23 protein-coding genes are annotated in these 22,823 nt (G+C 71.7%); 8 read left to right on the top strand and 15 right to left on the bottom strand.

The window, feature by feature from the left end; all coding sequences use genetic code 11:
* Positions 1 to 28: 28 nt before the first annotated feature.
* Entirely contained in the window at positions 29 to 460 is a 432-nt protein-coding gene (locus ACFYY1_RS02550) for an Lrp/AsnC family transcriptional regulator (RefSeq protein ID WP_266733210.1), read from the top strand.
* On the opposite strand, the gene ACFYY1_RS02555 is transcribed toward ACFYY1_RS02550, so the two are convergent.
* The 4 genes from ACFYY1_RS02555 to ACFYY1_RS02570 form a co-directional block, all read right to left on the bottom strand.
* Positions 438 to 2,039: a GAF domain-containing protein gene (locus tag ACFYY1_RS02555; protein ID WP_388579788.1), complete on the bottom strand. Its 1,602-nt coding sequence runs from the start codon at positions 2,037 to 2,039 to the stop codon at positions 438 to 440. The genes ACFYY1_RS02550 and ACFYY1_RS02555 overlap by 23 nt on opposite strands.
* A 23-nt stretch (positions 2,040 to 2,062) precedes the next feature.
* Entirely contained in the window at positions 2,063 to 3,100 is a 1,038-nt protein-coding gene (locus tag ACFYY1_RS02560; protein ID WP_388579791.1) for a rod shape-determining protein, read from the bottom strand.
* Positions 3,101 to 3,282: 182 nt separating this feature from the next.
* Positions 3,283 to 3,843, bottom strand: coding sequence for a hypothetical protein (locus tag ACFYY1_RS02565; protein WP_388579794.1), 561 nt, complete (start codon positions 3,841 to 3,843; stop codon positions 3,283 to 3,285).
* An 83-nt stretch (positions 3,844 to 3,926) separates the two neighbouring features.
* Entirely contained in the window at positions 3,927 to 4,409 is a 483-nt protein-coding gene (locus tag ACFYY1_RS02570) for a MarR family winged helix-turn-helix transcriptional regulator (RefSeq protein ID WP_388579797.1), read from the bottom strand.
* Positions 4,410 to 4,560: 151 nt separating this feature from the next.
* Between ACFYY1_RS02570 and ACFYY1_RS02575 the strand changes: the two genes are divergently transcribed.
* From ACFYY1_RS02575 to ACFYY1_RS02590, 4 genes are all read left to right on the top strand, one after another.
* The gene (locus ACFYY1_RS02575) at positions 4,561 to 5,580 is read left to right on the top strand and encodes an NADP-dependent oxidoreductase (protein WP_388579799.1); all 1,020 of its coding nucleotides are present in this window, start codon (positions 4,561 to 4,563) and stop codon (positions 5,578 to 5,580) included.
* Between the two features lie 89 nt (positions 5,581 to 5,669).
* Positions 5,670 to 6,098, top strand: a complete 429-nt coding sequence (locus ACFYY1_RS02580) for an organic hydroperoxide resistance protein (protein WP_266733217.1) — start codon at positions 5,670 to 5,672, stop codon at positions 6,096 to 6,098.
* Positions 6,099 to 6,215: 117 nt separating this feature from the next.
* Positions 6,216 to 7,019 carry an EI24 domain-containing protein gene (locus tag ACFYY1_RS02585; RefSeq protein ID WP_388579802.1) on the top strand — a complete coding sequence of 268 codons (804 nt, stop codon included), beginning with the start codon at positions 6,216 to 6,218 and terminating at the stop codon, positions 7,017 to 7,019.
* Positions 7,020 to 7,041: 22 nt separating this feature from the next.
* Positions 7,042 to 7,650, top strand: coding sequence for a LysE family translocator (locus tag ACFYY1_RS02590; protein ID WP_114244376.1), 609 nt, complete (start codon positions 7,042 to 7,044; stop codon positions 7,648 to 7,650).
* A 22-nt stretch (positions 7,651 to 7,672) separates the two neighbouring features.
* On the opposite strand, the gene ACFYY1_RS02595 is transcribed toward ACFYY1_RS02590, so the two are convergent.
* Positions 7,673 to 9,640 carry a flavin monoamine oxidase family protein gene (locus ACFYY1_RS02595; RefSeq protein ID WP_388579806.1) on the bottom strand — a complete coding sequence of 656 codons (1,968 nt, stop codon included), beginning with the start codon at positions 9,638 to 9,640 and terminating at the stop codon, positions 7,673 to 7,675.
* Between the two features lie 188 nt (positions 9,641 to 9,828).
* Positions 9,829 to 10,425: a TetR/AcrR family transcriptional regulator gene (locus ACFYY1_RS02600; RefSeq protein WP_388579809.1), complete on the bottom strand. Its 597-nt coding sequence runs from the start codon at positions 10,423 to 10,425 to the stop codon at positions 9,829 to 9,831.
* A gap of 151 nt (positions 10,426 to 10,576) precedes the next feature.
* On the opposite strand from ACFYY1_RS02600, the gene ACFYY1_RS02605 reads away from it, so the two are divergent.
* Positions 10,577 to 13,048, top strand: coding sequence for a glycoside hydrolase family 3 protein (locus tag ACFYY1_RS02605; RefSeq protein WP_388579812.1), 2,472 nt, complete (start codon positions 10,577 to 10,579; stop codon positions 13,046 to 13,048).
* A gap of 54 nt (positions 13,049 to 13,102) precedes the next feature.
* On the opposite strand, the gene ACFYY1_RS02610 is transcribed toward ACFYY1_RS02605, so the two are convergent.
* A complete protein-coding gene (locus tag ACFYY1_RS02610; RefSeq protein WP_388579813.1) occupies positions 13,103 to 14,104 on the bottom strand; it encodes an aldose epimerase family protein in 1,002 nt (333 codons plus the stop codon).
* Between the two features lie 11 nt (positions 14,105 to 14,115).
* Positions 14,116 to 15,024, bottom strand: a complete 909-nt coding sequence (locus ACFYY1_RS02615) for an SGNH/GDSL hydrolase family protein (protein ID WP_388579815.1) — start codon at positions 15,022 to 15,024, stop codon at positions 14,116 to 14,118.
* A 350-nt stretch (positions 15,025 to 15,374) separates the two neighbouring features.
* Here ACFYY1_RS02615 and ACFYY1_RS02620 point away from each other — a divergent pair, with 350 nt between their 5' ends.
* Positions 15,375 to 15,869, top strand: coding sequence for a DUF3145 domain-containing protein (locus tag ACFYY1_RS02620; protein ID WP_351251372.1), 495 nt, complete (start codon positions 15,375 to 15,377; stop codon positions 15,867 to 15,869).
* A gap of 108 nt (positions 15,870 to 15,977) precedes the next feature.
* On the opposite strand, the gene fabF is transcribed toward ACFYY1_RS02620, so the two are convergent.
* The 5 genes from fabF to ACFYY1_RS02645 all read right to left on the bottom strand — a co-directional run bounded on the left by fabF (position 15,978) and on the right by ACFYY1_RS02645 (position 20,846).
* Positions 15,978 to 17,240 carry a beta-ketoacyl-ACP synthase II gene (fabF, locus tag ACFYY1_RS02625; RefSeq protein WP_388579818.1) on the bottom strand — a complete coding sequence of 421 codons (1,263 nt, stop codon included), beginning with the start codon at positions 17,238 to 17,240 and terminating at the stop codon, positions 15,978 to 15,980.
* 77 nt (positions 17,241 to 17,317) lie between these two features.
* Positions 17,318 to 17,566, bottom strand: a complete 249-nt coding sequence (locus ACFYY1_RS02630) for an acyl carrier protein (RefSeq protein WP_388579821.1) — start codon at positions 17,564 to 17,566, stop codon at positions 17,318 to 17,320.
* A gap of 63 nt (positions 17,567 to 17,629) precedes the next feature.
* Positions 17,630 to 18,631 carry a ketoacyl-ACP synthase III gene (locus ACFYY1_RS02635; RefSeq protein WP_388579824.1) on the bottom strand — a complete coding sequence of 334 codons (1,002 nt, stop codon included), beginning with the start codon at positions 18,629 to 18,631 and terminating at the stop codon, positions 17,630 to 17,632.
* Between the two features lie 11 nt (positions 18,632 to 18,642).
* Positions 18,643 to 19,557, bottom strand: coding sequence for an ACP S-malonyltransferase (locus ACFYY1_RS02640; protein ID WP_388581446.1), 915 nt, complete (start codon positions 19,555 to 19,557; stop codon positions 18,643 to 18,645).
* Positions 19,558 to 19,646: 89 nt separating this feature from the next.
* Positions 19,647 to 20,846, bottom strand: coding sequence for a PucR family transcriptional regulator (locus ACFYY1_RS02645; RefSeq protein ID WP_388579826.1), 1,200 nt, complete (start codon positions 20,844 to 20,846; stop codon positions 19,647 to 19,649).
* Positions 20,847 to 20,963: 117 nt separating this feature from the next.
* Between ACFYY1_RS02645 and ACFYY1_RS02650 the strand changes: the two genes are divergently transcribed.
* Positions 20,964 to 21,620 carry a pirin family protein gene (locus ACFYY1_RS02650; RefSeq protein WP_388579828.1) on the top strand — a complete coding sequence of 219 codons (657 nt, stop codon included), beginning with the start codon at positions 20,964 to 20,966 and terminating at the stop codon, positions 21,618 to 21,620.
* Positions 21,621 to 21,639: 19 nt separating this feature from the next.
* On the opposite strand, the gene ACFYY1_RS02655 is transcribed toward ACFYY1_RS02650, so the two are convergent.
* Together ACFYY1_RS02655 and ACFYY1_RS02660 are read right to left on the bottom strand one after the other, a co-directional pair.
* Positions 21,640 to 22,041, bottom strand: a complete 402-nt coding sequence (locus tag ACFYY1_RS02655) for a hypothetical protein (protein WP_388579830.1) — start codon at positions 22,039 to 22,041, stop codon at positions 21,640 to 21,642.
* A gap of 55 nt (positions 22,042 to 22,096) precedes the next feature.
* Positions 22,097 to 22,687: a GNAT family N-acetyltransferase gene (locus ACFYY1_RS02660; RefSeq protein WP_388579833.1), complete on the bottom strand. Its 591-nt coding sequence runs from the start codon at positions 22,685 to 22,687 to the stop codon at positions 22,097 to 22,099.
* Positions 22,688 to 22,823: the final 136 nt, after the last annotated feature.

Consider the following 22,823-nt stretch of genomic DNA (forward strand, 5'->3'; position numbering starts at 1 on the left):
AACCGGACAAAGCTGCGACAATCGCAGTATGGACCGGCTGGACAGAGAAATCCTCGGCATCCTCCAGGAGGATGCCCGGATCTCGTACCGGGATCTGGGCGTACGGGTCGGGCTCAGCGCCAACGCGGCGGCCGACCGGGTGCGCAGGCTGCGCCGCGACGGTGTCATCCGCGGCTTCACCGTGATCATCGACCCGGCCGCGGACACCCGTACCGGCCTCGTCGTCTTCATCGACGTGACGCTGCGGATGGACACGACCAACGAGGTGTTCGAGCGGGCGGTGCTCGCCCTGCCCGGTATCACCGAGGTGGTCCATGTGACCGGCGGCCACGACTATCTCGTACGGGCCACCGTCGCCGACACCGCCGCCCTGGACGGGCTGCTGCGCAGGCTGAAGCGGGAGGCAGGGGTCGCCCACTCCAACACCCGGGTCGCGCTCAGAGCGGCGCCTGCCAGGTGACGGCCTTCGACTCCGAGCCGTCCTCGTCGCGGCCGTCGTCGGTGACCGTCAGCCGGACCGCGGCCCGCCCGTCCGGCAGCTCGGCCGTCGCGTCCACCGCCACCTCGATCGCCGACACCCCGGCCCGCCGGTGCGCGGCCGCGAGCGCGCCGCGCAGCGCGGCGAGCAGCTGCCGGTCCACGGGCTCCCGGACCAGTGCGTCGACCGCCCCGGTGAAGTGCACCGACGGCGGGAAGCCGAGCACGGCGGCGGCGCCCGCGGTCTCCCGCAGCACCCGGCCCCGGAAGGTGGCGGGGGCCTCGGCGGGCGGCTGCTGGAGGGCGAAGATCGCCGTCCGCACCTCCTGAATGGTGGAGTCCAGCTCGTCGACGGCCCTGCCGAGCAGCTCGTCGGTGTCCGGGGCGGCGGCCCTGCGGCGGGTCGACTCCAGCATCATCTCGGTCGCGAACAGCCGCTGGACCACGAGGTCGTGCAGATCGCGGGCGATCCGGTCCCGGTCCTCGTACACCGCGAGCTGCTCCCGGTCGTGCCGGGCGTTCGCCAGGACCAGTGCCAGCGCGGCCTGCGAGGCGAACTGCGTGGCCAGCAGCCGGTCCACGGCCGTGTACGGACGGTCGCCGCGCCGCCGGGGCAGGGCGAGGGTGCCGATCAGCCGCCCGCCGCTCTGCAGCGGCAGCATCATGCTGGGGCCGAACCGCGACCGCACATGCGTCGTCATCCGCGGATCGGTCGCCGAGTCCTCGATGAACACCGGTTCCCCGCCGAGCAGTTGGACCAGCACCGCCGAGCCGGGCGCGATGGCCGTACCGACGATCCCGGCCGGGTCGTCGAGCGTGGCGGCGGTGACGATCTCCATCCCGCCCTCCTCGTCGGGCTGGAGGATGACCCCGGCGCAGGCGTCGGCGAGGGTCCTGGCCCCTTCGGCGACGGTCATCAGCGCGTCGGCCGCGCTCCCGCCGGTCAGTAGCGCGGTGGTGACGGCGGCCGCCCCCTCGATCCAGCGCTCCCGCTGCCGGGCCGCCGCGTACAGCCGGGCGTTGGTGATCGCGATGCCGGCCTGGGCGGCCAGGGCCCGCAGCACCGCCGCGTCCGATTCGGTGAAGCGGCCGGTGTGCTTCTCGGTGAGGTAGAGGTTGCCGAAGACCTGGTCCTGGACCCGGATCGGTGTCCCGAGGAAGGACCGCATCGCCGGATGGCCGGGCGGCATCCCGCCCGCGTGGGGATCGGTGGTCAGATCGTCGCGGCGCACCGGCCCCGGCTCGTCGGCGAGCGCGCCGAGCATCCCCGAGTGCCCGTCCGGGAACCGGCCGATCCGCTCCCTTCCGGTGTCGTCGAGCCCCGTGGTGTACAGCTCGCCGATGGTGCCGCGCTCCGGGTCGAGCACGCCGAGCGCGCCGTACCGGGCCCCGGTCAGCGCCGTCGCGGTGTCCACGATCTGCTGGAGCATGACCCGCAGTTCGAGATCGGAACCGATGCCCAGCACGGCTTCCAGGAGCATCGACAGCGGCGGCTTCTCCGGGGCGGGGGCCGCGGCCGGGGTCGCCCCGGCCGGTCCCGCGTCCGTCGTCTCGTCGGTCATGCGCCGCACCCCCCGGGGTGTGTTCAGCAGGCGAGCGGGTCGAGGACCAGTGGCTCGATCTTCCCGTCCAGCATGGCACCGAGCCCCAGCACCGCGCAGACGTCCGGCCGCTCCGCGATGTGGACCGGCATTCCCGTCGCGTCCCGCAGCATCTGGTCGAGACCGGGCAGCAGTGCGCTCCCGCCGACCATCATGATTCCGCAGTCCACGAGGTCGGCCACCAGATCGGGCGGGCAGTCGCGCAGGATCGTGCCCAGCCCGTCCAGCACCGCGGTGAGCGGGGCGTGGATGGCCTCGCGCACCGCGGCGGTGTCCACATGCACCGAGCGGGCCAGTCCGGTCGCCACGTCACGGCCGTGGATCTCGGTCGTGGCGGGCCCCTTCGAGGTCAGACCGCTGCCGCTGAGCGCCAGCTGCAAAGGGCGTACGGACTGGCTCGGCAGCATCAGCTCATGGTGCTGACGCAGATGCTGGATCACCGCGTGATCGATGGCGTCGCCGCCCACCGGGATGCGTACGGCGCTCACGATCGAACCGAGCGAGAGCACCGCGATCTGGGTGGTCGCCGCCCCGCACACCATGATCATGGTGGCGGTCGGCTGCTCGACCGGCAGTCCGCAGCCGACGGCCGCCGCGATCAGGGTGTCGACCAGCTCGACCCGCCGGGCACCGATTCCGACCATCGTCTCGACGGCGGCCCGCTGGGCGAGCGGATCGCTGTCGTGCGGGGTACAGGCGGCGGCCCGCAGCCGGGGCTTGCGGCGCAGCTGCCGGCGGAGCTTCTCCCCCAGCAGATGACGGAGCATGCGCTGGGCCATCTCGATGTCGATGACGGTCCCGCCGGTGACCGGCCGGGTCACCCGGATGTAGTCGGGGGTGCGGCCCGTCATCTGTTCGGCGAGCGCGCCGACGGCGATGAGCGACCCGGTACGGGTGTTCACCGCGGCGACGCTCGGCTCGTCGACGACGAGTCCGAGGCCCTTGACGTACACCCGGGTCCGGGCGGCCCCCAGGTCGACGGCGACATGGCAGCGGCGCAACTGCTCAAGACTGACGGTCACGGCAGGTCTCCCGGGAGCGCGGAAGGTGGCACCGGCGGCAGCCGGTTCTGTCCCGCAATCGTGCGCCGTTCGGAGGCGTGGCGCGCGTTGGGATGCGCCGTAGGAGGGGCCTGTGGGGCGGGCCCCGGCTGACGGGCCGGCAGGAGGAGCGCGGCACGCGGAAGAAGCGCGGTACGCGGGAATCAGCCCGGCAGCAGCCGCTGGAGGAGCCCCCAGGTGAACTCGGCGACGTACGGCCGGCCCGTGCCGGGGTCGGTGATCGCGAGCGCCCACCGGGCCGGTGCGCCGCCCTCCATCGGGCGGGCCGGCGCGAAGGCCCGCGCCACCTCGTCGACCGTGCCCGACCAGGGGCGCAGGTCCTCGGCCGTGCGCAGCTCGGGGCCCGCCGCCCCCGGCGCCCGCACCAGCCACTCGTTCCACACCGCGCCGCCCGGCGCGACCATCACCTCGAACCACAGGTCCGGCCACAGCACCGTCCGCCACCGCAGCGCGTCGCACTCCAGATCGCCGACGGTACGGCGGACGGACGACACGGGTTCACCGAGCACCGAACGGTAGCGGCGCAGCGCGCCCCGCCCGCCGGGCGCCCGCACCATGGCCTGCCAGCGGCGGTTCGCCTCCCGCATCTCGGCGGTCGACGCGCCCAGCTCGTGCCGGGCGTCCTCGACGAGGCCGGGCTGGTGGTCGGCCATCCGGCGCAGCAGGACGAGCTGGAACTCACGGGGGCCGAAGGGCACGGTCATGGCTCCAACGGTTCCACACCCGCAATCAAGGCATCAACGGCTCCATGCCCGCGATCACCGCTCCAACGGCTCCGCACCCGCGCTCACCGCTCCGACGGTTCCGCACCGGGCCCCTGGCCGCCCCGGCCACCGGACGGCCCCGGCTCGCCCAGCATCCGGCGCAGCAGGTCCCGCAGCGTCGTCCGGTCCTCGTCCGACAGCTCGGCCAGCGGCTCCCGGGCGAAGGTGAGCGAATCGCGCAGCTGCCGCGCGGTCCGGGCGCCCAGCTCCGTGGGAGCGGCCAGCTTCACCCGCCGGTCGGCCGGATCGGGCCTGCGCTCCACCAGGCCGCGGGTCTCCAGCCGGTCGACGATCCCGGTCACGTTCGACGGCTCGCACTTCAGCTTCTGGGCGATCCTGCGCATGGGCATCGGCTCCAGCGCCAGCAGCCCCAGCACCCGTGCCTGGGCGCCGGTGAGCGAGTGGGCTGCCGCCGCCTCGTCGTACTCCTCGTAGTAGCGCGCCACGACGGTACCGATGAGCTCGACGACTTCGAGGGTCAGAGGGTCTGTGCGGGAGGTGGCCATGACACCCAGGATAGCCGGTTGCTTGACAACATGAAATATTCAGGAGCATGGTTGTTTCACCACCTGAAGTATTTCGCTCCCCCTGGTGCGGCCCCCACCGCCCGGCCGGAGTTTCCCCCACCTCGTAGGACATTGAGGAGAACCCGAGCCCATGTCAGCAGCACTTCCCACGTCCGGCCGTGAATGGCACCTCGTCGCCCGCCCCCACGGCTGGCCGAAGGCCGAGGATTTCGCGCTGCGTGAGGTCCCGGTCGCCGCTCCCGGCGAGGGCCGGGTCCTCGTCCGCAATCTGCACTTCTCGGTCGACCCGTACATGCGCGGCCGGATGAACGACGTGAAGTCGTACACCCCGCCCTTCAAGCTCGACCACCCCATGGACGGCGGAGCGGTCGGCGAGGTCATCGCCTCGAACGCCGACGGTTTCGCGGTCGGCGACCACGTCCTGCACGGTCTCGGCTGGCGCGAGTACGCCGACGTCCCGGCCAAGCACGCCGTGAAGGTCGACGCCTCGCTCGCCCCGCTCTCCGCCTACCTCGGCGTGCTCGGCATGACCGGGCTCACCGCCTACGCGGGCCTCTTCGACGTCGCCTCCTTCAAGGAGGGCGACGCCGTCTTCGTCTCCGGCGCGGCCGGCGCGGTCGGCAGCCAGGTCGGCCAGATGGCGAGGATCAAGGGCGCCTCGCGGGTCATCGGCTCGGCCGGCTCCGACGAGAAGGTCAAGCTCCTCGTCGAGGAGTACGGCTTCGACGCCGCCTTCAACTACAAGAACGGACCGGTCGCCGACCAGCTGCGCGAGGCCGCCCCCGACGGCATCGACGTCTACTTCGACAACGTCGGCGGCGAGCACCTCGAAGCGGCGATCTCCTCGCTCAACGTGCACGGCCGCGTCACCGTCTGCGGAATGATCGCCCAGTACAACGCGACCGAGCCGACCCCCGGCCCGCGCAACCTCGCCCTCGTCATCGGCAAGCGGCTGCGCATCCAGGGCATGCTCGTCAACGACCACGCCGACCTCCAGCCGCAGTTCGTCCAGGACGTCGCAGGCTGGCTGGCCTCGGGCGAGCTGAAGTACCGCGAGACCTTCGTCGAGGGCATCGAGAACGGCTTCGACGCCTTCCTCGGTCTGCTGCGCGGCGAGAACACCGGGAAGATGATCGTCTCCCTCGCCTGACCGCCGCTCCGGCGGACCGGTTAGGCTCACCCACAGGCCGCCGCGATCGTGGGCGCGAGTCGCGGCGCACAGCAGGAGGAACACCCAGCATGACCATTCAGGACATAACCGTTGCCTACACCGCCGTCGCCACTGCCGAGAACGGCCGTGACGGCCGCGTCTCGTCCGACGACGGCAACCTCGACGTCGTCGTCAACCCGCCGAAGGCCATGGGCGGAAGCGGCGCGGGCACCAACCCGGAGCAGCTCTTCGCGGCCGGCTACAGCGCCTGCTTCCAGGGCGCGCTGGGCGTGGTGGCCCGCCAGGAGAAGGCGGACATCACCGGCTCCACGGTGACCGCCGAGGTCTCCATCGGCAAGACGGCCGAGGGCGGTTTCGGCCTGGAGGTGGCGATCAGCGCCACCATCCCGAACGTCGACAAGGCCACCGCGCAGTCGCTCGTCGAGAAGGCCCACCAGGTGTGCCCGTACTCGAACGCCACTCGCGGGAACATCAAGGTCGAGCTGTCGGTCGCCTGACCGCCCAGCCCACCCGCAACAGCCGAGGGCCGCACCCCTGCGCGGGGTGCGGCCCTCGGCCGTGCCCGTGACAACCACCCGTCCGAGGGCGCCGTTTCGCCCCAGTACGCTGACGCCATGCGTGATCTAGGGGCAGGCTTCGGCTACTTGATAAAGGGACAACGCTGGGTCGGCCGGCACGGGCGCTGGTTCGGCTTCGGGCTGCTGCCCGGACTGGTCACGCTCGTCCTGTACGCGGGCGCCCTGGTCGGCCTCGGCTACGGCGCCGACGACCTGGTGGACTGGGCGACCCCGTTCGCCGACGACTGGTCCTCGCCCTGGCTCGGCCTGCTCCGCAACACCCTGACCGTGCTGGTCTTCGGCCTCGGACTCTTCCTCGCCGTGATCACGTTCACCGCCGTGACCCTGCTGGTCGGCCAGCCCTTCTACGAATCGCTCTCCGAGCAGGTCGACCGCACCGAGGGCGGTACGGTCCCCGAGTCCGGGCTGCCGCTCTGGCGGGAACTGTGGATCTCCGCCCGCGACAGCGTCCGCATCCTGGTGCGGGTGGGGCTCTACTCACTGCTGCTCTTCGCCCTCGGGTTCATTCCGGTGATCGGCCAGACCGTCGTCCCCGTGATCGGTTTCTGCGTCACCGGCTACTTCCTCGCCGAGGAACTCACCGCCGTCGCGCTCCAGCGCCGCGGCATGGCGCTGAAGAACCGGCTCGCCCTGCTGCGCGGCCGCCGCATGCTGACCCTCGGCTTCGGTGTGCCACTGGGGCTCGCCTTCCTGGTCCCGTTCGTCGCCGTGTTCCTGATGCCGGGCGCCGTCGCCGGAGCGACCCTGCTGGCACGCGACCTGGTGCCGTCGGACGAGGACGGGGCCGACGACGGGGCCGGGGACGGCACCCCGGCCCCGTACACCCTCGACAAGGACTGAGGACCGAGGAGATCATCCGTTCATGACCGAGCTCATCGCCGTCGCAGTCATCACCGTCCTGGCCGTCATCAGTCCGGGCGCGGATTTCGCCATGGTCATCCGCAACAGCTATCTCTACGGCCGCACGACGGGGCTCATGGCCGCCGCCGGGGTCGCCGCGGGTGTACTCGTCCACGTCACGTACACGATGCTCGGCGTCGGGCTGCTGATCGCCTCGTCCACCGCCCTGTTCACCGCGATCAAGCTGGTCGGCGCCGCCTATCTCGTCTACATCGGGCTGCGGACCTTCTTCGCCCGCGGCGATCTCGACGTCGACCTGGAGTCCAAGCCGCAGCTGACGCGGTTCGGGGCCCTGCGCACCGGCTTCCTCACCAACGCGCTGAACCCCAAGACCACGCTCTTCGTCGTCTCGACCTTCACCCAGGTCGTCGGGCCCGGGACCAGCGTGTGGCAGCAGGCCGGCTACGGGCTGTTCATGTCCGCCGCCCACTTCGGCTGGTTCGCCCTGGTCGCGCTGTTCTTCTCGAACTCGCGCCTGCGCACCTCGATGCTGAAGTGGCAGAAGGCCCTCAACCGGGGCATCGGGTCGGTGCTCGTCGGACTGGGCGTCACCCTGGGCCTGGCCCGCTGAGCGACGCCCCGCCGGGCCCGGGTCAGCCGGTGTGCACCTCCAGCGCCGACCTGACCGCCGATTCCAGCGCCCCCTCGATCCAGGCCGGCTTGATCGAGGTGTGGCAGCCGGCGAAGTGCAGCGGCCCCTCGACCGAGCGCACATCGGCGAAGAGTTCGGTGTGCTGGCCGGGCAGCAGCACCGACGCCTCGCCGTACGCGTACGGGTCACGCATCCACGACTGGGTGGCGCCGACGCCGGTGTAGAACACCTCCACACGCTGCCCGTACACGTCCTGGACCCCGCCCAGGGCGTGCGGGTAGCGCTCGTCGTCGTCCAGCGAGTCCCACTTCAGCGCGTCGTCGGCCCAGCTGTACGAGGCGAGGACGACGCCGCCCGCGCTGCCCTCGACCGGGTGGGAGGGCTGGAACATGAAGCGGTTGGGGTTGTCGGTGACCGATCCGCCGCCGATGACGTGTGCCGCCTCGGGCTGGTTGCGGGCGGTGGACCGGTACGCGGCGTAGTGCACCCGCTGGTTGGGCGGGAGATGGCCGGGCGGTACGGAGGGGTGGGCGCCCAGCAGCGAACCGTCGGCCGGTGCCTTGCCCAGCCGGTAGGCGTCGTACAGACCGGGCTTGATCCTGTTCAGCTCGGTCTTCCAGTCCTTCTCCTCGAACTCCCACCAGCGGCGGCTGAATTCGAGCAGCACCTTGGTCGCCGCGTCGTAGTGGATCTCGGTGATCGCGCGCCGCTTGCCGTACGAGAGCAGGGGCGTGACGGGGATGTGGCGCAGCCCGGAGAACGGCACGGTGACGATCGCCCGGTCGCCGGTGAACTTCTGGCGCACCAGCGGCCTGCCGTCGCGGCCCTCGGAGATGGTCTCCACCTCCACGCCGTCGCGGCCATAGCTGATCCTGGTGGCCCGGCGGTCCAGCCGCACCAGGTCCTTGACCCGCTTGTACATCGCGTCGGCCAGGGTGGCCGTGCCGTCCGGCAGCTCGTAGAACGCGGTGTCCGGGCTGATCAGGGACGCCCCGATGAAGCTGTGCACAAAGGCGAGATGGAGCCGGGAGGTGAGGTTCTCGACCGTGCCGATGAGGTCGATGGTGCGCTCGTCGAGCTTGGCCGCCTCGGTCAGGAAGCGGAACATCGACCAGTGCCCGTACTTCTGGATCACCCGGGCCCAGCCCTCGACGAGCTCCCGGCCCTCCTTGCCCTCGAACTCCTCCCGCACGGGCTTGAAGGCGTCCCGCACGATCGCCGCGGCGGTCTTGTTCTCGAACTGGGCGGGCACCCCGAACGAGCGGTTGATCGCCTGCGGCTTCGCCGCGTAGTCGGCCTTGCGCATCCGGACGCCGTTGACGTGGATCCAGGTGTGGTTGACGGGCCGCCCCTCGGCGTCGACGTCCACCAGGTAGAACCGTCGGCGCTTCAGGCCGAAGCTGTCCATGAGGCCGGTGACCAGCGGGTGGCTGTCGGGGATGCGCATCGCGCCGGCCTCGGCGTACTGCTTCGGGTCGGCGAACGGCGCCTTGGCGTTCTCGTGGCCGCCCTTGCGGAAGGTCTTGATCCGGCCGCCGACGCGGTTGCCGTTGGCCTCGATGACGGTGACGGTGTGCCCGGCGCTGCGGAGCAGGTGGGCGGCGGTGAGCCCGGCCGGTCCGGCGCCGATGATCAGTACCTTCTTCGGGGCCTTGCGGCTGCGCGGCAGGCCCTTGGACAGCAGGATGTCGCGGTAGAGGGGGACCAGCGGCCGGTCGTGTTCGTCGCGTACGAGGATGGCGCGGGCGATGTTCAGGCAGGCGTCCCAGTCCGAGCCGGTGGCCGCGGGGGCGAGCGCGGGTGCGGCCGCGGCGGCTTCCGCGGCGGTTTCGGCGGCGCCGGGCGCGGCGGCGCTCGCGGTGCCGGAGGCTGCGGTGACGGCCAGGGCGGCGGCACCGGCGGTGGCGCTCGTGATCAGGGCACGGCGGGAAGGCAGGCCGGAGGATGATCCGGCGGGCTTGGAAGTCATGCGGCAACCCTGGGGCGCGCCGGGGGTGTTCCATGCCCGGACGCGCGTAGACCGTCCCGAAATCACCCGCAGGGGGCGCTCATTGATCAAGTTCCGCCCTGTGTCGGCGCAGGGCATGTCATGATTGACGGTTCTTCAAATCCCTTGGTCGGGCTCATGGTTGAGGGTTCCGGGGCCCTCGGGCCGGGTCATGTCCGGGGGTTCTCCGGCGCCCCGGACCCGGGCGGCCGCAACAGCGCCAGGAAGTCCCCGAACGCGGCGGGCATGTCCACCGAATCCGGGTCCAGCAGCCACTGGTACTGGAGCCCGTCCAGCACCGCCACGAGCAGCGGCGCCGCGCGCTCCGGGGTCAGCCCGCCCGGCAGCCGGTCGCCGTACTCCGCGCGCAGTATCGCCGCCATGCTCGACCGGACCTGGGTGTAGCGGCGGGTGAAGAACTCCCGCGCGGGGTGCCCCTCCGTCACGCTCTCGCCGAGCAGCGCCGAGAACGTCTGGACGATGCCGGGCCGCATCGCGTTGTACTCCACCAGCGAGGCCAGCAGCTCGATCCGCCAGACGCCGTCGCTCCTGGTGCCGCCCCCGGTGTCCCACTGGTCGCGCTCCTCCAGCACGGCGACGAGCAGCGCCTCCTTGGTCGGGAAGTAGTGCAGCAGCCCCTGCTGGCTGAGGCCGACCCGCTCGGCGACGGCGCTCAGCGAGGCGCCACGATAGCCGCGCTCGGCGATCACTTCGAGCGTGGCCCGGACGATCTCCGCCCGGCGCTCCGTACTTCTGCCCCGCACCATCTCCCCGGCCCCTTCCGGCGCTTCATCGGTCCCGCACTGGGGACCGTACGGCATCCTCGAAATCACAGAAAGATAACGAAACCTACTGTCCTACCTGTAATGGGGTCAGTATGGAGGCATTCAGTCCAGAATCCGACGAGGAGGAACGGCCGTGGCAGACGCGTCCACACCCACCAACCCCGATGCGGCCCGCGAGGCCGTGGTCGACGCGGCGCTCGCCGCGCTGGGGCTCGACGACAAGGCGCGGCTGCTGGCCGGCCAGGACATGTGGTCGCTGCCCGCGCTCCCCGCCGTCGGGCTGGGCTCCCTGGTGATGTCCGACGGGCCGATCGGGGTCCGGGGCGTCGCCTGGAGCGCCGACGACCCGTCCGTCGCGCTGCCCTCGCCCACCGCCCTGGCCGCGACCTGGGACCCGGCGCTGGCCCGCCGGGCCGGCCGGCTGCTGGCCCAGGAGGCCCACCGCAAGGGGGTGCACGTCCTGCTCGCCCCGACCGTGAACCTCCACCGGTCCCCGCTCGGCGGGCGCCACTTCGAGACGTACAGCGAGGACCCCTACCTCACCGGCGAGATCGGCACCGGCTATGTGCTCGGGGTGCAGGACGGCGGAGTCGGCACGACCGTCAAGCACTTCGTCGCCAACGACGCCGAGACGGACCGCTTCACCGTCGACAACATCCTCGCCCCGCGCACCCTGCGCGAGATCTACCTCGCCCCGTTCGAGCGGATCGTCAAGAACGCCCACCCCTGGGGCATCATGGCCGCCTACAACCGGGTCAACGGCTCCACCATGACCGAACACCGCTATCTGCAGAACGCGGTGCTGCGCGGCGAATGGGGCTTCGACGGCTTCATCGTCTCCGACTGGCTGGCAGCCCGCTCCACCGTCGGCGCCGTGGGCGGCGGCCTCGACGTCGCGATGCCCGGCCCGAAGACGGTGTACGGCAAGGCGCTCGCCGACGCCGTACGGGCCGGTGAGGTCGAGGAGTCCGTCGTCGACGGCGCCGTACGCAATGTGCTGCGGCTGGCCGCCCGCGTCGGCATCCTGGACGGCGCCCCGCCCGTCGTCGCCGAGGCCGCCCGCCCCGATGCGGTCGACGGCGAGGCGCTGGCCCGCGAGATCGCCCGCCGCTCCTTCGTCCTCGTACGCAACGAACGCGCGGCCCTCCCGATCGACCCGGCGGCCGTCCGCAAGGTCGCGGTCAGCGGCGCCCTCGCCCGGGACGCCCGGGTCCTCGGCGGCGGCTCCGCCCAGGTCTTCCCGCACCACATCGTCTCCCCGCTCGACGGCCTGATCGCCGCCCTCCCCGAGGGCGTCGTCGACTACCGCGTCGGCGCCGACCCGAACACCGAACTCACCCCCGCCGAGAAGGGCTTCGAGTTCAGGGCCGTCTGCTACGACGAGTCCGGCACCGTCATCGGCACCGCACCGCTGCGCGGCGGCACCGTCCAGTGGATCGGTGACGACCTCCCCGAGGGCGTCACCCGCGCCACGCTGCACACCGTCGAGATCACCGGCACCTTCGTCCCGCGCGACAGCGGCGAGCACGTCTTCGGTACCCGGGGCACCGGCGCGCTCACCCTCACCGTCGCGGGCGAGACCCTGTACGACGGGATCCACCGGGTCACCGGATCCGACGACCCCGGCGAGGCGTTCTTCGGCAACCCGCTGGAGCGCGGCCGGATCACCCTCACCGCGGGCGAACCCGTCGAGGTCTCGCTGCGGCAGGTCCCCGAGACCCTGGGCGACGACCAGCCGGTCCTCGGCGTCTCGTTCTCGCTCTGCCACCTCGGCCCGAGCCGCGACCCGCAGGAGCTGATCACGGAGGCCGTCGAGTCGGCCCGCACCGCCGACACCGCGATCGTGGTCGTCGGCACCACCGAACGCGTCGAGTCCGAGGGCTTCGACCGCACCGACCTGAAGCTCCCCGGTCACCAGGACGACCTGGTCAGGGCCGTCGCCGCCGTCAACCCGGACACCGTCGTGATCGTCAACTCCGGCTCTCCGGTGGAGCTTCCGTGGCGCGACGAGGTCGCCGCGGTGCTGCTCGGCTGGTTCCCCGGCCAGGAGGCCGGCCACGCGCTCGCGGACGTCCTGCTCGGCGCGGCCGAGCCGGGCGGGCGCCTCCCCACCACCTGGCCGGCCGCGCTCGCCGACGTCCCGGTCTCCGACACCGCCCCCACCGACGGCGAACTCCACTACGACGAAGGCGTCTTCGTCGGCTACCGGGCCTGGGAGAAGGCCGGCACCGCGCCCGCCTACTCCTTCGGCCACGGGCTGGGCTACACCACCTGGGAGTACGAGAGCCTGGAGACCGGACCGGACCGTGCCACCGTCCGCGTCCGCAACACCGGCACCCGGCCCGGCGCCGAGACGGTCCAGATCTACCTGGCGCCCCGGGACGACACCGCCGACCGCCCGGCCCGCCGGCTGGCCGGCTTCGCACGGGTCGAGGCGGCGCCCGGCGAGAGCGCCGAGGCGGTGATCGAGCTGGACCGGCGCGCCTACGAGATCTGGGACGAGGAGGCGTACGACTGGGTCCTCGTCCCCGGCACGTACGAGGTGCAGGCGGCCCACTCGCTCGGCGACGTGCGCCGGACGGCCACCCTGGACATCAAGGAATAGCGGCCGGGCGGCAGGGGAGGGGGGGCCGGCGTCCCCGCCCCCTGCCACGCCCCGTCAGCGCACCGAGAACCCGTACACGGTCGTCGAGACGAACTCCTCGCCCGGCCGCAGCACCGTGCTAGGGAACTCGGGCCGGTTCGGGGAGTCGGGGAAGTGCTGGGTCTCCAGCGCGATCCCGGCGCTCGGCCCGAACGGCCGCCCGTCGAAGTGGTCCGCCGTGTACAGCTGGAGCCCCGGCTCCGTCGTCGTCACGCTCAGCACGCGCCCCGAGGCCGCGTCGTACAGCTCGGCCGCCGGGCCCGCGCCCGCCGTCCCGTCCAGCACGAAGTTGTGGTCGTAGCCCGCGCCCACCGGTGCCGGCTCACGGAAGTCGAACCGGGTCCCGTCCACCGGCAGGAACTCGCCCGTGGGCAGCGATTCGCCGTCCGCCGGGGTGATCCGCCCGGCCGCGATCCGCAGCGTCTGCCCGAGCGCGCTGCCGCTGCCCGCGCCCGCGAGGTTCCAGTACGTGTGGTTCGTCAGGTTCAGCACCGTCGGGGCGTCGGTGGTCGCCCGGTACGTGATCCGCAGCGCCCCGCCCTCGTCCAGGGTGTAGGCCGCCGACACCGCGAGGCGGCCCGGGAAGCCCTCCTCGCCGTCCTCGGAGACCAGCGACAGCTCGACACCGTCCGCCACCTCCCGCGCCCGCCACACGCGCTTGTCGAAGCCCACGGCCCCGCCGTGCACCTGGTTGCGGCCCTCGTTGGCCGTCAGCCGGTGCGTGCGCCCGTCCAGCTCGAAGCGGGCCCCGCCGATCCGGTTCGCGTACCGCCCGACCAGCGCGCCGAAGTACGGGCCGGTGAACTCCTGGTACCCGGCGAGATCCGGCAGCCCGAGCGCGATCCCCGCCCGCGCCCCGTCCCGGTCCGGCACCTCGACCGACTGCACGACGCCGCCGTACGTCAGCACCCGCACCCGCGTGCCGTCCCGCTCCAGCGTCCAGCGGTGCACCCGGGTGCCGTCCGCGAGGGTGCCGAACTCTTCCGTACGCATCGCCGTGCCCGGACCAGTGACCATGATCACGAAGCCTACGCGGGGGGCCGGGCCGCGGTGACATTGCGGTAGGCGATCTCCGCCAGCCGCGCCTGCCCGTCGCGCCCCGGATGGAACCAGTCCCACTGACTGAGCTGCTTGCCGGTGAACGGGTAGTCGAAGACCGCCCCGCCGTCGTACCGGCAGCGCAGGTCCTTCGCACAGACCTCGCGGAGCACCCCGTTGTACGCCACGACCCGCTCCTGGACCGACGCGCGCCGGGCCATCGCGGGCGCGCGCATGTCGTCCGTGTCGCCCAGCATCGACTGACAGATGCCCAGCTTCCAGATCTGCTTGCCCAGCGGGTTGCCCCGCCCCGTCTCCCAGAGCCGCTTGAGATCCGGCACGCTCGACACGTACACCTGCGCCTTGGGCGCCCCGGCACGAAGTTGACGCATAGACGCCTCGAACGAGGAACGGAAATCAGCCACCGGGGTCATGTACCGGGCCGAGTCCCGGCAGGCGTCGTTGGCGCCGATCATCACCGTCACCAGATCCGGCTTCTCCTTCGCGGCCGACGCCATCTGCTCCGGCAGCTGTGCGATCCGGGCCCCCGTCTCGGCGTGGTTCCAGCTGCGCGAGGCGGCCCCCGCCGCACCCAGCAGCCGCACGGCGAGGCTGCGCACCCCGCTGTCGGTGCCGGTCGCCCAGGAGACCTCCGGGCAGTCCGCCAGCACCGAACAGGCGTCGAAACCCCGGGTGATGGAGTCGCCGACCGCGGCCACCGAACCCGGCTCGCGGTCCCAGACCGGGCCGGGCCTGGGAGAAGGCTGCGCGGCCGCCCCCTTCGTCGTCCCCGGGGGGCCGGAGTCACAGCCCGTCAGAACGGCCGTGCCGAGGACCGAGACCGCCGCCAGGACGGCGGCCGCGGTACGCGAACGGCGGCGGGCAGAACGATCCTGCATCCCTTGGTCCCCTCGGTCATGCCCCCGGCAACCCCTGGTGGCACCGGTCGGAAGGCCCGGCCGCTCCAGCGAGTGAAAGCTGAACCAATGATGGGCCCGGGACCGACCGTACGTCACACCTGGGCCCCCGCAGCGCGGTAGCTTTTCCTCGTCGAACCAGCGGCGCTTTCCCCCGCCCGGCTCCACTCGGGTGGCTTTCAGGAAATCACATCACGTCACATACTGTCCCTTTTCAGGAGTTTCACCCCGATGCTGTTTACTGATGACAACCTCGGGATCCGGCCGAGAAGAGACGGTACGGTCGCGATGCAGCTGGGGAAGGCGAACTTCGTCCCACACTGGAGGTCCCGGTGACGACACGTGGAGTTCTGTACGTTCACTCCGCACCGCGCGCGCTCTGTCCCCACGTCGAATGGGCGGTGGGCGGCGTCCTCGGTGTGCGGGTCCAGCTCGACTGGATCAGGCAGCCCGCCGCGCCCGGCACCTGGCGCTCCGAGTTCTCCTGGCAGGCCCGCGCCGGCACGGCGTCCAAGCTCGCCTCCTCGCTGCGGGGCTGGGACCTGCTGCGCTTCGAGGTGACGGCGGAGCCGAGCCCCACGTCGGAGGGCGAGCGCTACAGCTCCACGCCCGGCCTCGGCATCTTCCACGCCGTCACCGGCATGCACGGCGACATCCTGGTCCCCGAGGACCGGCTGCGGGCCGCGCTGGCACGGTCCACGCGGGGCGAGAGCGATCTGGAGGCCGAGATCGCCAAACTGCTCGGCAAGCCCTGGGACGACGAACTGGAGTCCTTCCGCCATGCGGGCGAGGGTGCCCCGGTGCGGTGGCTCCACCAGGTGGTGTAGCTCAGGCCCCGCCGGCGTTCGAGCCCCGGGAGCGCCCCGCACGACGCACGATGCCGCCTCCCCCCATGGGGAAGGCGGCATCGTCGTTCCGGGGCTGCGGACCGCGGGTCAGACGCTGCGGAACGCCAGGACCACGTTGTGCCCGCCGAACCCGAACGAGTTGTTGATCGCGGCGATCGAACCCTCCGGCAGCGGACGCGGCTCGTCGCGCACGATGTCCGCCTCCACCGCCTCGTCGAGGTGCTCCACGTTGATCGTCGGCGGTGCCATCCGGTGGTGCAGCGCCAGGACCGTCGCGACGGTCTCGATGCCGCCGGCGCCACCGAGGAGGTGACCGGTCATCGACTTCGTCGCGGAGATCGCGACATGGTCGAGGTCGTCGCCCAGGACCTTGCGCAGCGCCTTCAGCTCCGCGACGTCGCCCTGCGGCGTCGACGTGGCGTGCGCGTTGAGGTGCACGACCTCGGACGGCTTGAGGTCCGTCTGCTCCAGCAGGTTCTCCATCGCGGCGGCGATGCCGCGCCCGGTCGGCTCGGGCTGCGCGATGTGGTGGGCGTCCGCGGACAGACCCTGGCCCAGCACCTCGCAGTAGACCTTGGCGCCACGCTTCGCGGCGTGCTCCGCGGACTCCAGGACGACGACCCCGGCGCCCTCGCCGAGCACGAAGCCGTCACGGCCGGTGTCGTACGGACGCGATGCCTTCTCGGGCTCGTCGTTGTTCTTGGACATCGCCATCATGTTGGCGAACGCGGCGATCGGCAGCGGGTGGATCGCCGCCTCGGTGCCACCGGCGAGGACCACGTCGGCACGGCCGGTGCGGATCATCTCGACGGCGTACCCGATCGCCTCGGCGCCCGAGGCGCAGGCGGAGACCGGGGTGTGGACACCGGCCTGGGCGTTGACCTCAAGGCCGACGTTGGCCGCCGGGCCGTTGGGCATGAGCATGGGCACGGTGTGCGGGGAGACGCGGCGTACGCCCTTCTCCTTGAGCACGTCGTACTGGTCGAGCAGGGTGATCACGCCACCGATGCCGGAGGCGATGACCGAGCCGAGCCGCTCGGGCTGGATCTTCTCGTCCTCGCCGGCCTTGCCGGTGAAACCGGCGTCCGCCCAGGCCTCACGGGCCGCGATCAGCGCGAACTGCGCCGAGCGGTCCAGCTTGCGGGCGAGCGGGCGGGGCAGGACGTCGCCCGGGTCGACGGCCGCGAGGGCGGCGATCCGGACGGGCAGTTCGGCGAAACGTTCGCCCTGGAGAGGCTTGACGCCGGAACGACCGGCCATCAGACCTTCCCAGGTCGACGCCGAGTCGCCACCCAGCGGAGTGGTTGCGCCGATACCGGTGACGACCACGGTGCGATTGGTCGAGTTCACTGGAAAATCTTCTCCACGTGTAGAGGGTCGTGAATCAGCGGCGCCACCGCCGGGTGGCGACACAGAGCCGGGCTGGATCAGCCCTGGTGCTTGAGGATGTACTCGGCAGCGTCGCCGACGGTCTTGAGGTTCTTGACGTCCTCGTCGGGGATCTTGACGTCGAAGCGCTCCTCGGCGGCGACGACGACCTCGACCATGGACAGCGAGTCGACGTCCAGGTCGTCGGTGAAGGACTTGTCCAGCTGGACGTCCTCGACCGGGATACCGGCGATCTCGTTGACGATGTCGGCGAGACCCGAGACGATCTCTTCCTGAGTGGCGGCCATCTTGGCGCTCCTTCGATGTTTATCTGCAGGTTGGGGCTTGCGGGCCGAAAAGGCCTGGTGTGCCTAGGGGAGGGTAACGACCGTCGCGGCGTAGACGAGACCCGCCCCGAAGCCGATGACGAGCGCGGTGTCGCCGCTCTTCGCCTTTCCGGTCGCCAGGAGCCGCTCCATGGCGAGCGGAATCGAGGCGGCGGAGGTGTTGCCGGTGGTTTCCACGTCGCGGGCGACGGTGACGTTCTCCGGCAGCTTCAGGGTCTTCACCATCGAGTCGATGATCCGCATGTTGGCCTGGTGCGGAATGAAGACGTCCAGGTCTTCCGGGGAGATCCCGGCCGCGTCCAGCGCCTGCTGGGCGACCTTCGCCATCTCGAAGACGGCCCAGCGGAACACCGCCTGGCCCTCCTGGGTGATGGCCGGGAACTTCTCCGGGCGCTCGGCGTGGAACTCGTCCCACGCCACGGTCTGCTTGATGGTCTCGGACTTGTCGCCCTCGGAGCCCCAGACGGTCGGCCCGATGGCCGGCACCTGGGAGGGGCCGACGACCACCGCGCCGGCGCCGTCACCGAACAGGAAGGCCGTCGCGCGGTCCTCCTTGTCGGTGAGGTCGCTGAGCCGCTCCACGCCGATGACCAGCACGTACTCCGCGGAGCCTTCGACGATCATGCCCTTGGCGAGGGTCAGCCCGTAGCCGAAGCCCGCGCAGCCGGCCGAGATGTCGAAGGCGGCGGGCTTGCCCGCGCCGACCAGGTGGGCGATCTCGGTCGCGATGGCCGGGGTCTGCTTGAAGTGCGAGACGGTGGAGACGATCACGGCGCCGATCTGCTCGGGCGTGATCCCGGCGTCGGCGATGGCCTTGCCGGACGCCTCCACGGACATCGCGGCCACGGTCTCCTCCTCGGAGGCCCAGTGGCGGGTGGCGATGCCGGAGCGCGAACGGATCCACTCGTCGGACGAGTCGATCGTTTCGAGGATCACCTCGTTGGGCACGACGCGGGTCGGGCGGTAGCCGCCGACCCCCATGATCCGTGCGTACGGGGCGCCCTTGCTGGGCTTGATCTTCGACATGCTCGGGCTCCTTAGACGCCCGCGTGCTCGGCGATGAGCGCGCGTGCCGCGTCGAGGTCGTCGGGGGTCTTGAGCGCGAGCGTCTTCACACCGGGCAGCGCGCGCTTGGCGAGGCCCGTGAGGGTCCCGCCGGGGCATGCCTCGATGAGAGCCGTGACGCCCAGCTCCTTGAAGGTCTCCATGCACAGGTCCCAGCGGACCGGGTTGGCCACCTGGCCGACCAGCCGGGAGACGACCTCGTCGCCGGTGGCGACGGCCTTCCCGTCGGCGTTCGAGATATATGTCACGGCCGGGTCGGCGGGCTGCAGCTGCGCGGCGGCCTCGCGAAGCCGGTCGACGGCGGGGGCCATGTGGTGCGTGTGGAAGGCGCCGGCGACCTTGAGGGTCACCACGCGGCGCACGCCCTCGGGCATGTCCTCGGTCAGCGCGGCGATCTGCGCGGCGGTACCCGCGGCGACGATCTGGCCGGCTCCGTTGACGTTCGCCGGGGTCAGCCCGAGCTTCTCCAGGTGCGCGACCGACACGTCGGGGTCGCCGCCCAGCAGCGCCGCCATGCCGGTCTCGGTGACCGCGGCGGCCTCGGCCATGGCGAGCCCGCGGGTACGTACGAGACGCAGCGCGGACTCGTCGTCGATGACTCCGGCGTAGGCCGCAGCGGTGATCTCGCCGACGCTGTGACCTGCGACGACGTCCGGCGACACGTTGAGCGCGGAGGCGGAGAGCAGACCGGCGGCCACCAGCAGCGGCTGCGCCACCGAGGTGTCACGGATGTCGTCCGCGTCGGCCTTGGTGCCGTAGTGGACGAGGTCGAGCCCGATGGCGTCCGACCACTTCGCGATGCGGTCGGTGGCACCGGGGAGGTCGAGCCAGGGAGTCAGGAAGCCGGGCGTCTGAGCGCCTTGGCCGGGAGCGACGAGTACGAGCACCCTCACACTCTCTCTTGTGAACGGTCCCGAACACCCGTGGGGACAGGGACGAAGAACCGTATGGGGAATTGTTGATGTCCGACAAAAGTCTAGGACTGGGGATCTCTCGCGGCCAAGCGCCCCAGAATCAGGGCGATCCGCAGAGTGAATGCCGAGCGGACGTCGGACGGTGACCATCCGGTGACGTCTGTCACACGTCGGAGCCGGTAGCGCACGGTGTTCGGGTGGACGAAGAGCATTCTGGCCGCGCCTTCCAGGCTGCTCGCCTGTTCCAGATAGACACTCAGTGTCTCCAGCAGCGCGGAGCCCGCTTCTTCCAGTGGTCTGTAGATCTCCTCCACCAATTGGTCCCGTGCGGCGGGGTCGCCCGCCATCGCGCGTTCCGGCAGCAGATCATCGGCCAGCACCGGCCGGGGCGCGTCCTGCCAGGCACCGCACGCCTTGAGTCCGGCGGCCGCGGCCTGCGCGGACCGGGTGGCCGCCAGCAGGTCCGGCACCACCGGGCCGGCGACGACGGGGCCGGCCGCGTACGGCCCGATCAGCGCCTTCGCGACATGGATCGGGCTGTCGCTGCCGCCCGCGATGACCACCAGACGGTTGCCGAGCACCCCGGTCAGGACCTGGAGCTTGGCGTGCCGGGCGGCCCGCCTGATCGCCTCCACCGTCAGTTCGCTGTCGCCGTCCGGGGCGGTGCCGAGCACCACGCAGACGTGCTCGGGGGAGTTCCAGCCGAGCGCCGCCGCGCGCGACACGGCACCCTCGTCGGCCTCGCCGGACAGCACCGCGTTGACGACGAGCGATTCCAGCCGGGCGTCCCAGGCGCCGCGCGCCTCGGCGGCCTGCGCGTACACCTGGGCGGTCGCGAAGGCGATCTCCCGGGCGTAGACGAGCAGCGCCTCGCGCAGCACCGACTCGTCGCCGGGCGCGGCGACCTCCTCGATCGCGGCCTCCATCACCTCGATCGTCGTCCGCACCATCTCGACGGTCTGCCGCAGGGTGATCGCCCGGGTCAGCTCGCGCGGAGCCGTGCCGAACACATCGGTGGAGATGGCCTGCGGGGTTTCCGGGTGCCGGAACCACTCGGTGAACGCCGCGATACCGGCCTGGGCCACCAGCCCGATCCAGGACCGGTTCTCCGGTGGCATCGCCCGGTACCACGGCAGCGACTCGTCCATGCGGGCGATCGCGTTCGCGGCGAGCCGGCCGGAGGACTGCTCCAGCCGTTTCAGGGTCGCGGCATGCAGGTGGGCGTCGTTCGCAGCGGGCTGCTCAGGATCGGGTCGGGGCACGGAGACAAGATTGCCTTATCGGGCGACGTGCACGGAGGGCCGGGGCGACCGAGGTGTCGTACCGACCGGTAGCGGCCGGGAGACCGGGCCGCCGGCCCGCCCGGCTACCGTGGGCGGGTGATTTCCGTACACCGCGCCGAGGACCGCTTCCAGGGCGGGGACCAGGACGCCGGCATCCTGTCCCGGCACGCCTTCTCCTTCGGCAGCTTCTACGACCCGGACAATCTGCGCTTCGGTGCGATCCTGGCGTGCAACTCGGAGCGGCTGGAGAGCGGTGCGGGCTTCGAGGAACACCCGCACAGCCATACGGAGATCGTCACCTGGGTCGTCGAGGGCGAGCTGACCCACCGCGACTCCACCGGCCACGCCACGGTCGTACGGCCCGGTGACCTCCAGCACCTCAGCGCCGCCTCCGGCGTGCGCCACGTCGAACGCAACGACGGCGACGCCCCGCTGACGTTCATCCAGATGTGGCTCGCCCCGCTCGAACCGGGCGGGGAACCCTCGTACACGACCGTCCCCGGCATCGCCGACTCCACCCCGTACGCTCTCCCGGCGGCCGGTGCGGTGCTGCATGTGCGCCGGCCGGGAGCGGGGGAGCGGGTGGCGGTACCGGACGCGGCGCGGGTGTACGTCCATGTGGTGGCCGGGGCGGTGCGGCTCGGCGACGACGAACTGGAGCCGGGGGACTCGGTGCGGATCACCGGCGAGGAAGGGCTGGAGCTGGTGGCGGAGGAGCCGGCCGAGGTGCTCCTCTGGGAGCTCGGCGGCTGAGGGCGGGCAGGGGTACGGGCTACGCCTTCGGGGGGCCGGTGAGCCTGTCCAGCTCGCGCATCGCCTCGGAGTGGGCGCTCATCCGGCGGCTCACGCTGCCGCTGGTGAAGAGCGCCACACCGACAATGGACACCGGCAGGGACAGCCCGAGCACGGCAACCGCCTCGGGCCAGTCGCGCTCGTCCGCGCAGTAGTCCCCGCGCTGCAAGCCCTGGTTGGCCGTGCCGTACTCGGTGAACAGCCGCGCCTGGCACTCCGCCGGGTACTTGTCGTCGGGCTTCCGGTCCACCTCGTACGGCGTCAGCAGCAGCACCGCGCACCAGACCCACAGCAGCCCGGCGAGGGACAGCAGACCGATGCCCCAGGCCCGTATCCGGGTGGCCCGGTCGCGGAAGTCGAGGTCGTACTCACGTGATCGCATGGCGGACGAATCTAGCAGCGGCCCGCAACGCCCCACCGCGCCTCGTCGGCCCAGGTCAGTCCGCGTCCCGGCGGCGCCACATCGACCACATCGGCGGCCCGGACCGGAACGTCATCTCCTCGTGCACGGTGAAGCCGTGCCGCTGGTAGAAGGTGAGGTTGCGGCGGTTGCTGGACTCCAGGAAGACGGGCCGCCCGTCCGCGTCCGCCTGCTCCAGCAGCCCGCCGAGCACCCGGGCCCCACGCCCCGTGCCGCGCGCGTCCTCGTGGGTGCCGATGTACTCGACGTACCAGTGCTCGGGCCCGGCCGGGTGGCGGTGCTCCATCGCGAACAACCGCACGGCGGTACGCGGGAGTTGAGCTCTCGCCGCGCGTACCAGCGGCCCCGCGTTGCGCAGCAGGTACGTCACTGGCAGCTTCCACTTCCCGGGCTCCGCCCACACCGCCGCGACGGTGCGTTCCGGATCGGTCCACACCCGGCCGGCCGGGACCTGCTGGGCCAGATGCGCGGTGAACAGCAGCCACAGCCGCCTGTCCCGGTCGCTCGGCATGAGCCAGCTCCAGACGGGATCCTCGGCGTAGGCGCTGGCGAGCACGGCGGCGAGGGCGGGGACGTCGGCTGCGGTGGCGCGGACTATGTCTGCCATGGCCGAGGAGAGTAGCGGGTGCCGGGTCGGCCACGCCTCTCTGTCCGGCGGGCCGACCGATTCTGCCCTCGGGTACCTGGCCCGCACGGGGGCCTTCGACGTAGGCATGGAGTGGTAAGCCCTGTGCACCCCTCCG

The organism is Streptomyces sp. NPDC001890 (assembly GCF_042891445.1).
Taxonomy (GTDB): Bacteria; Actinomycetota; Actinomycetes; order Streptomycetales; family Streptomycetaceae; genus Streptomyces.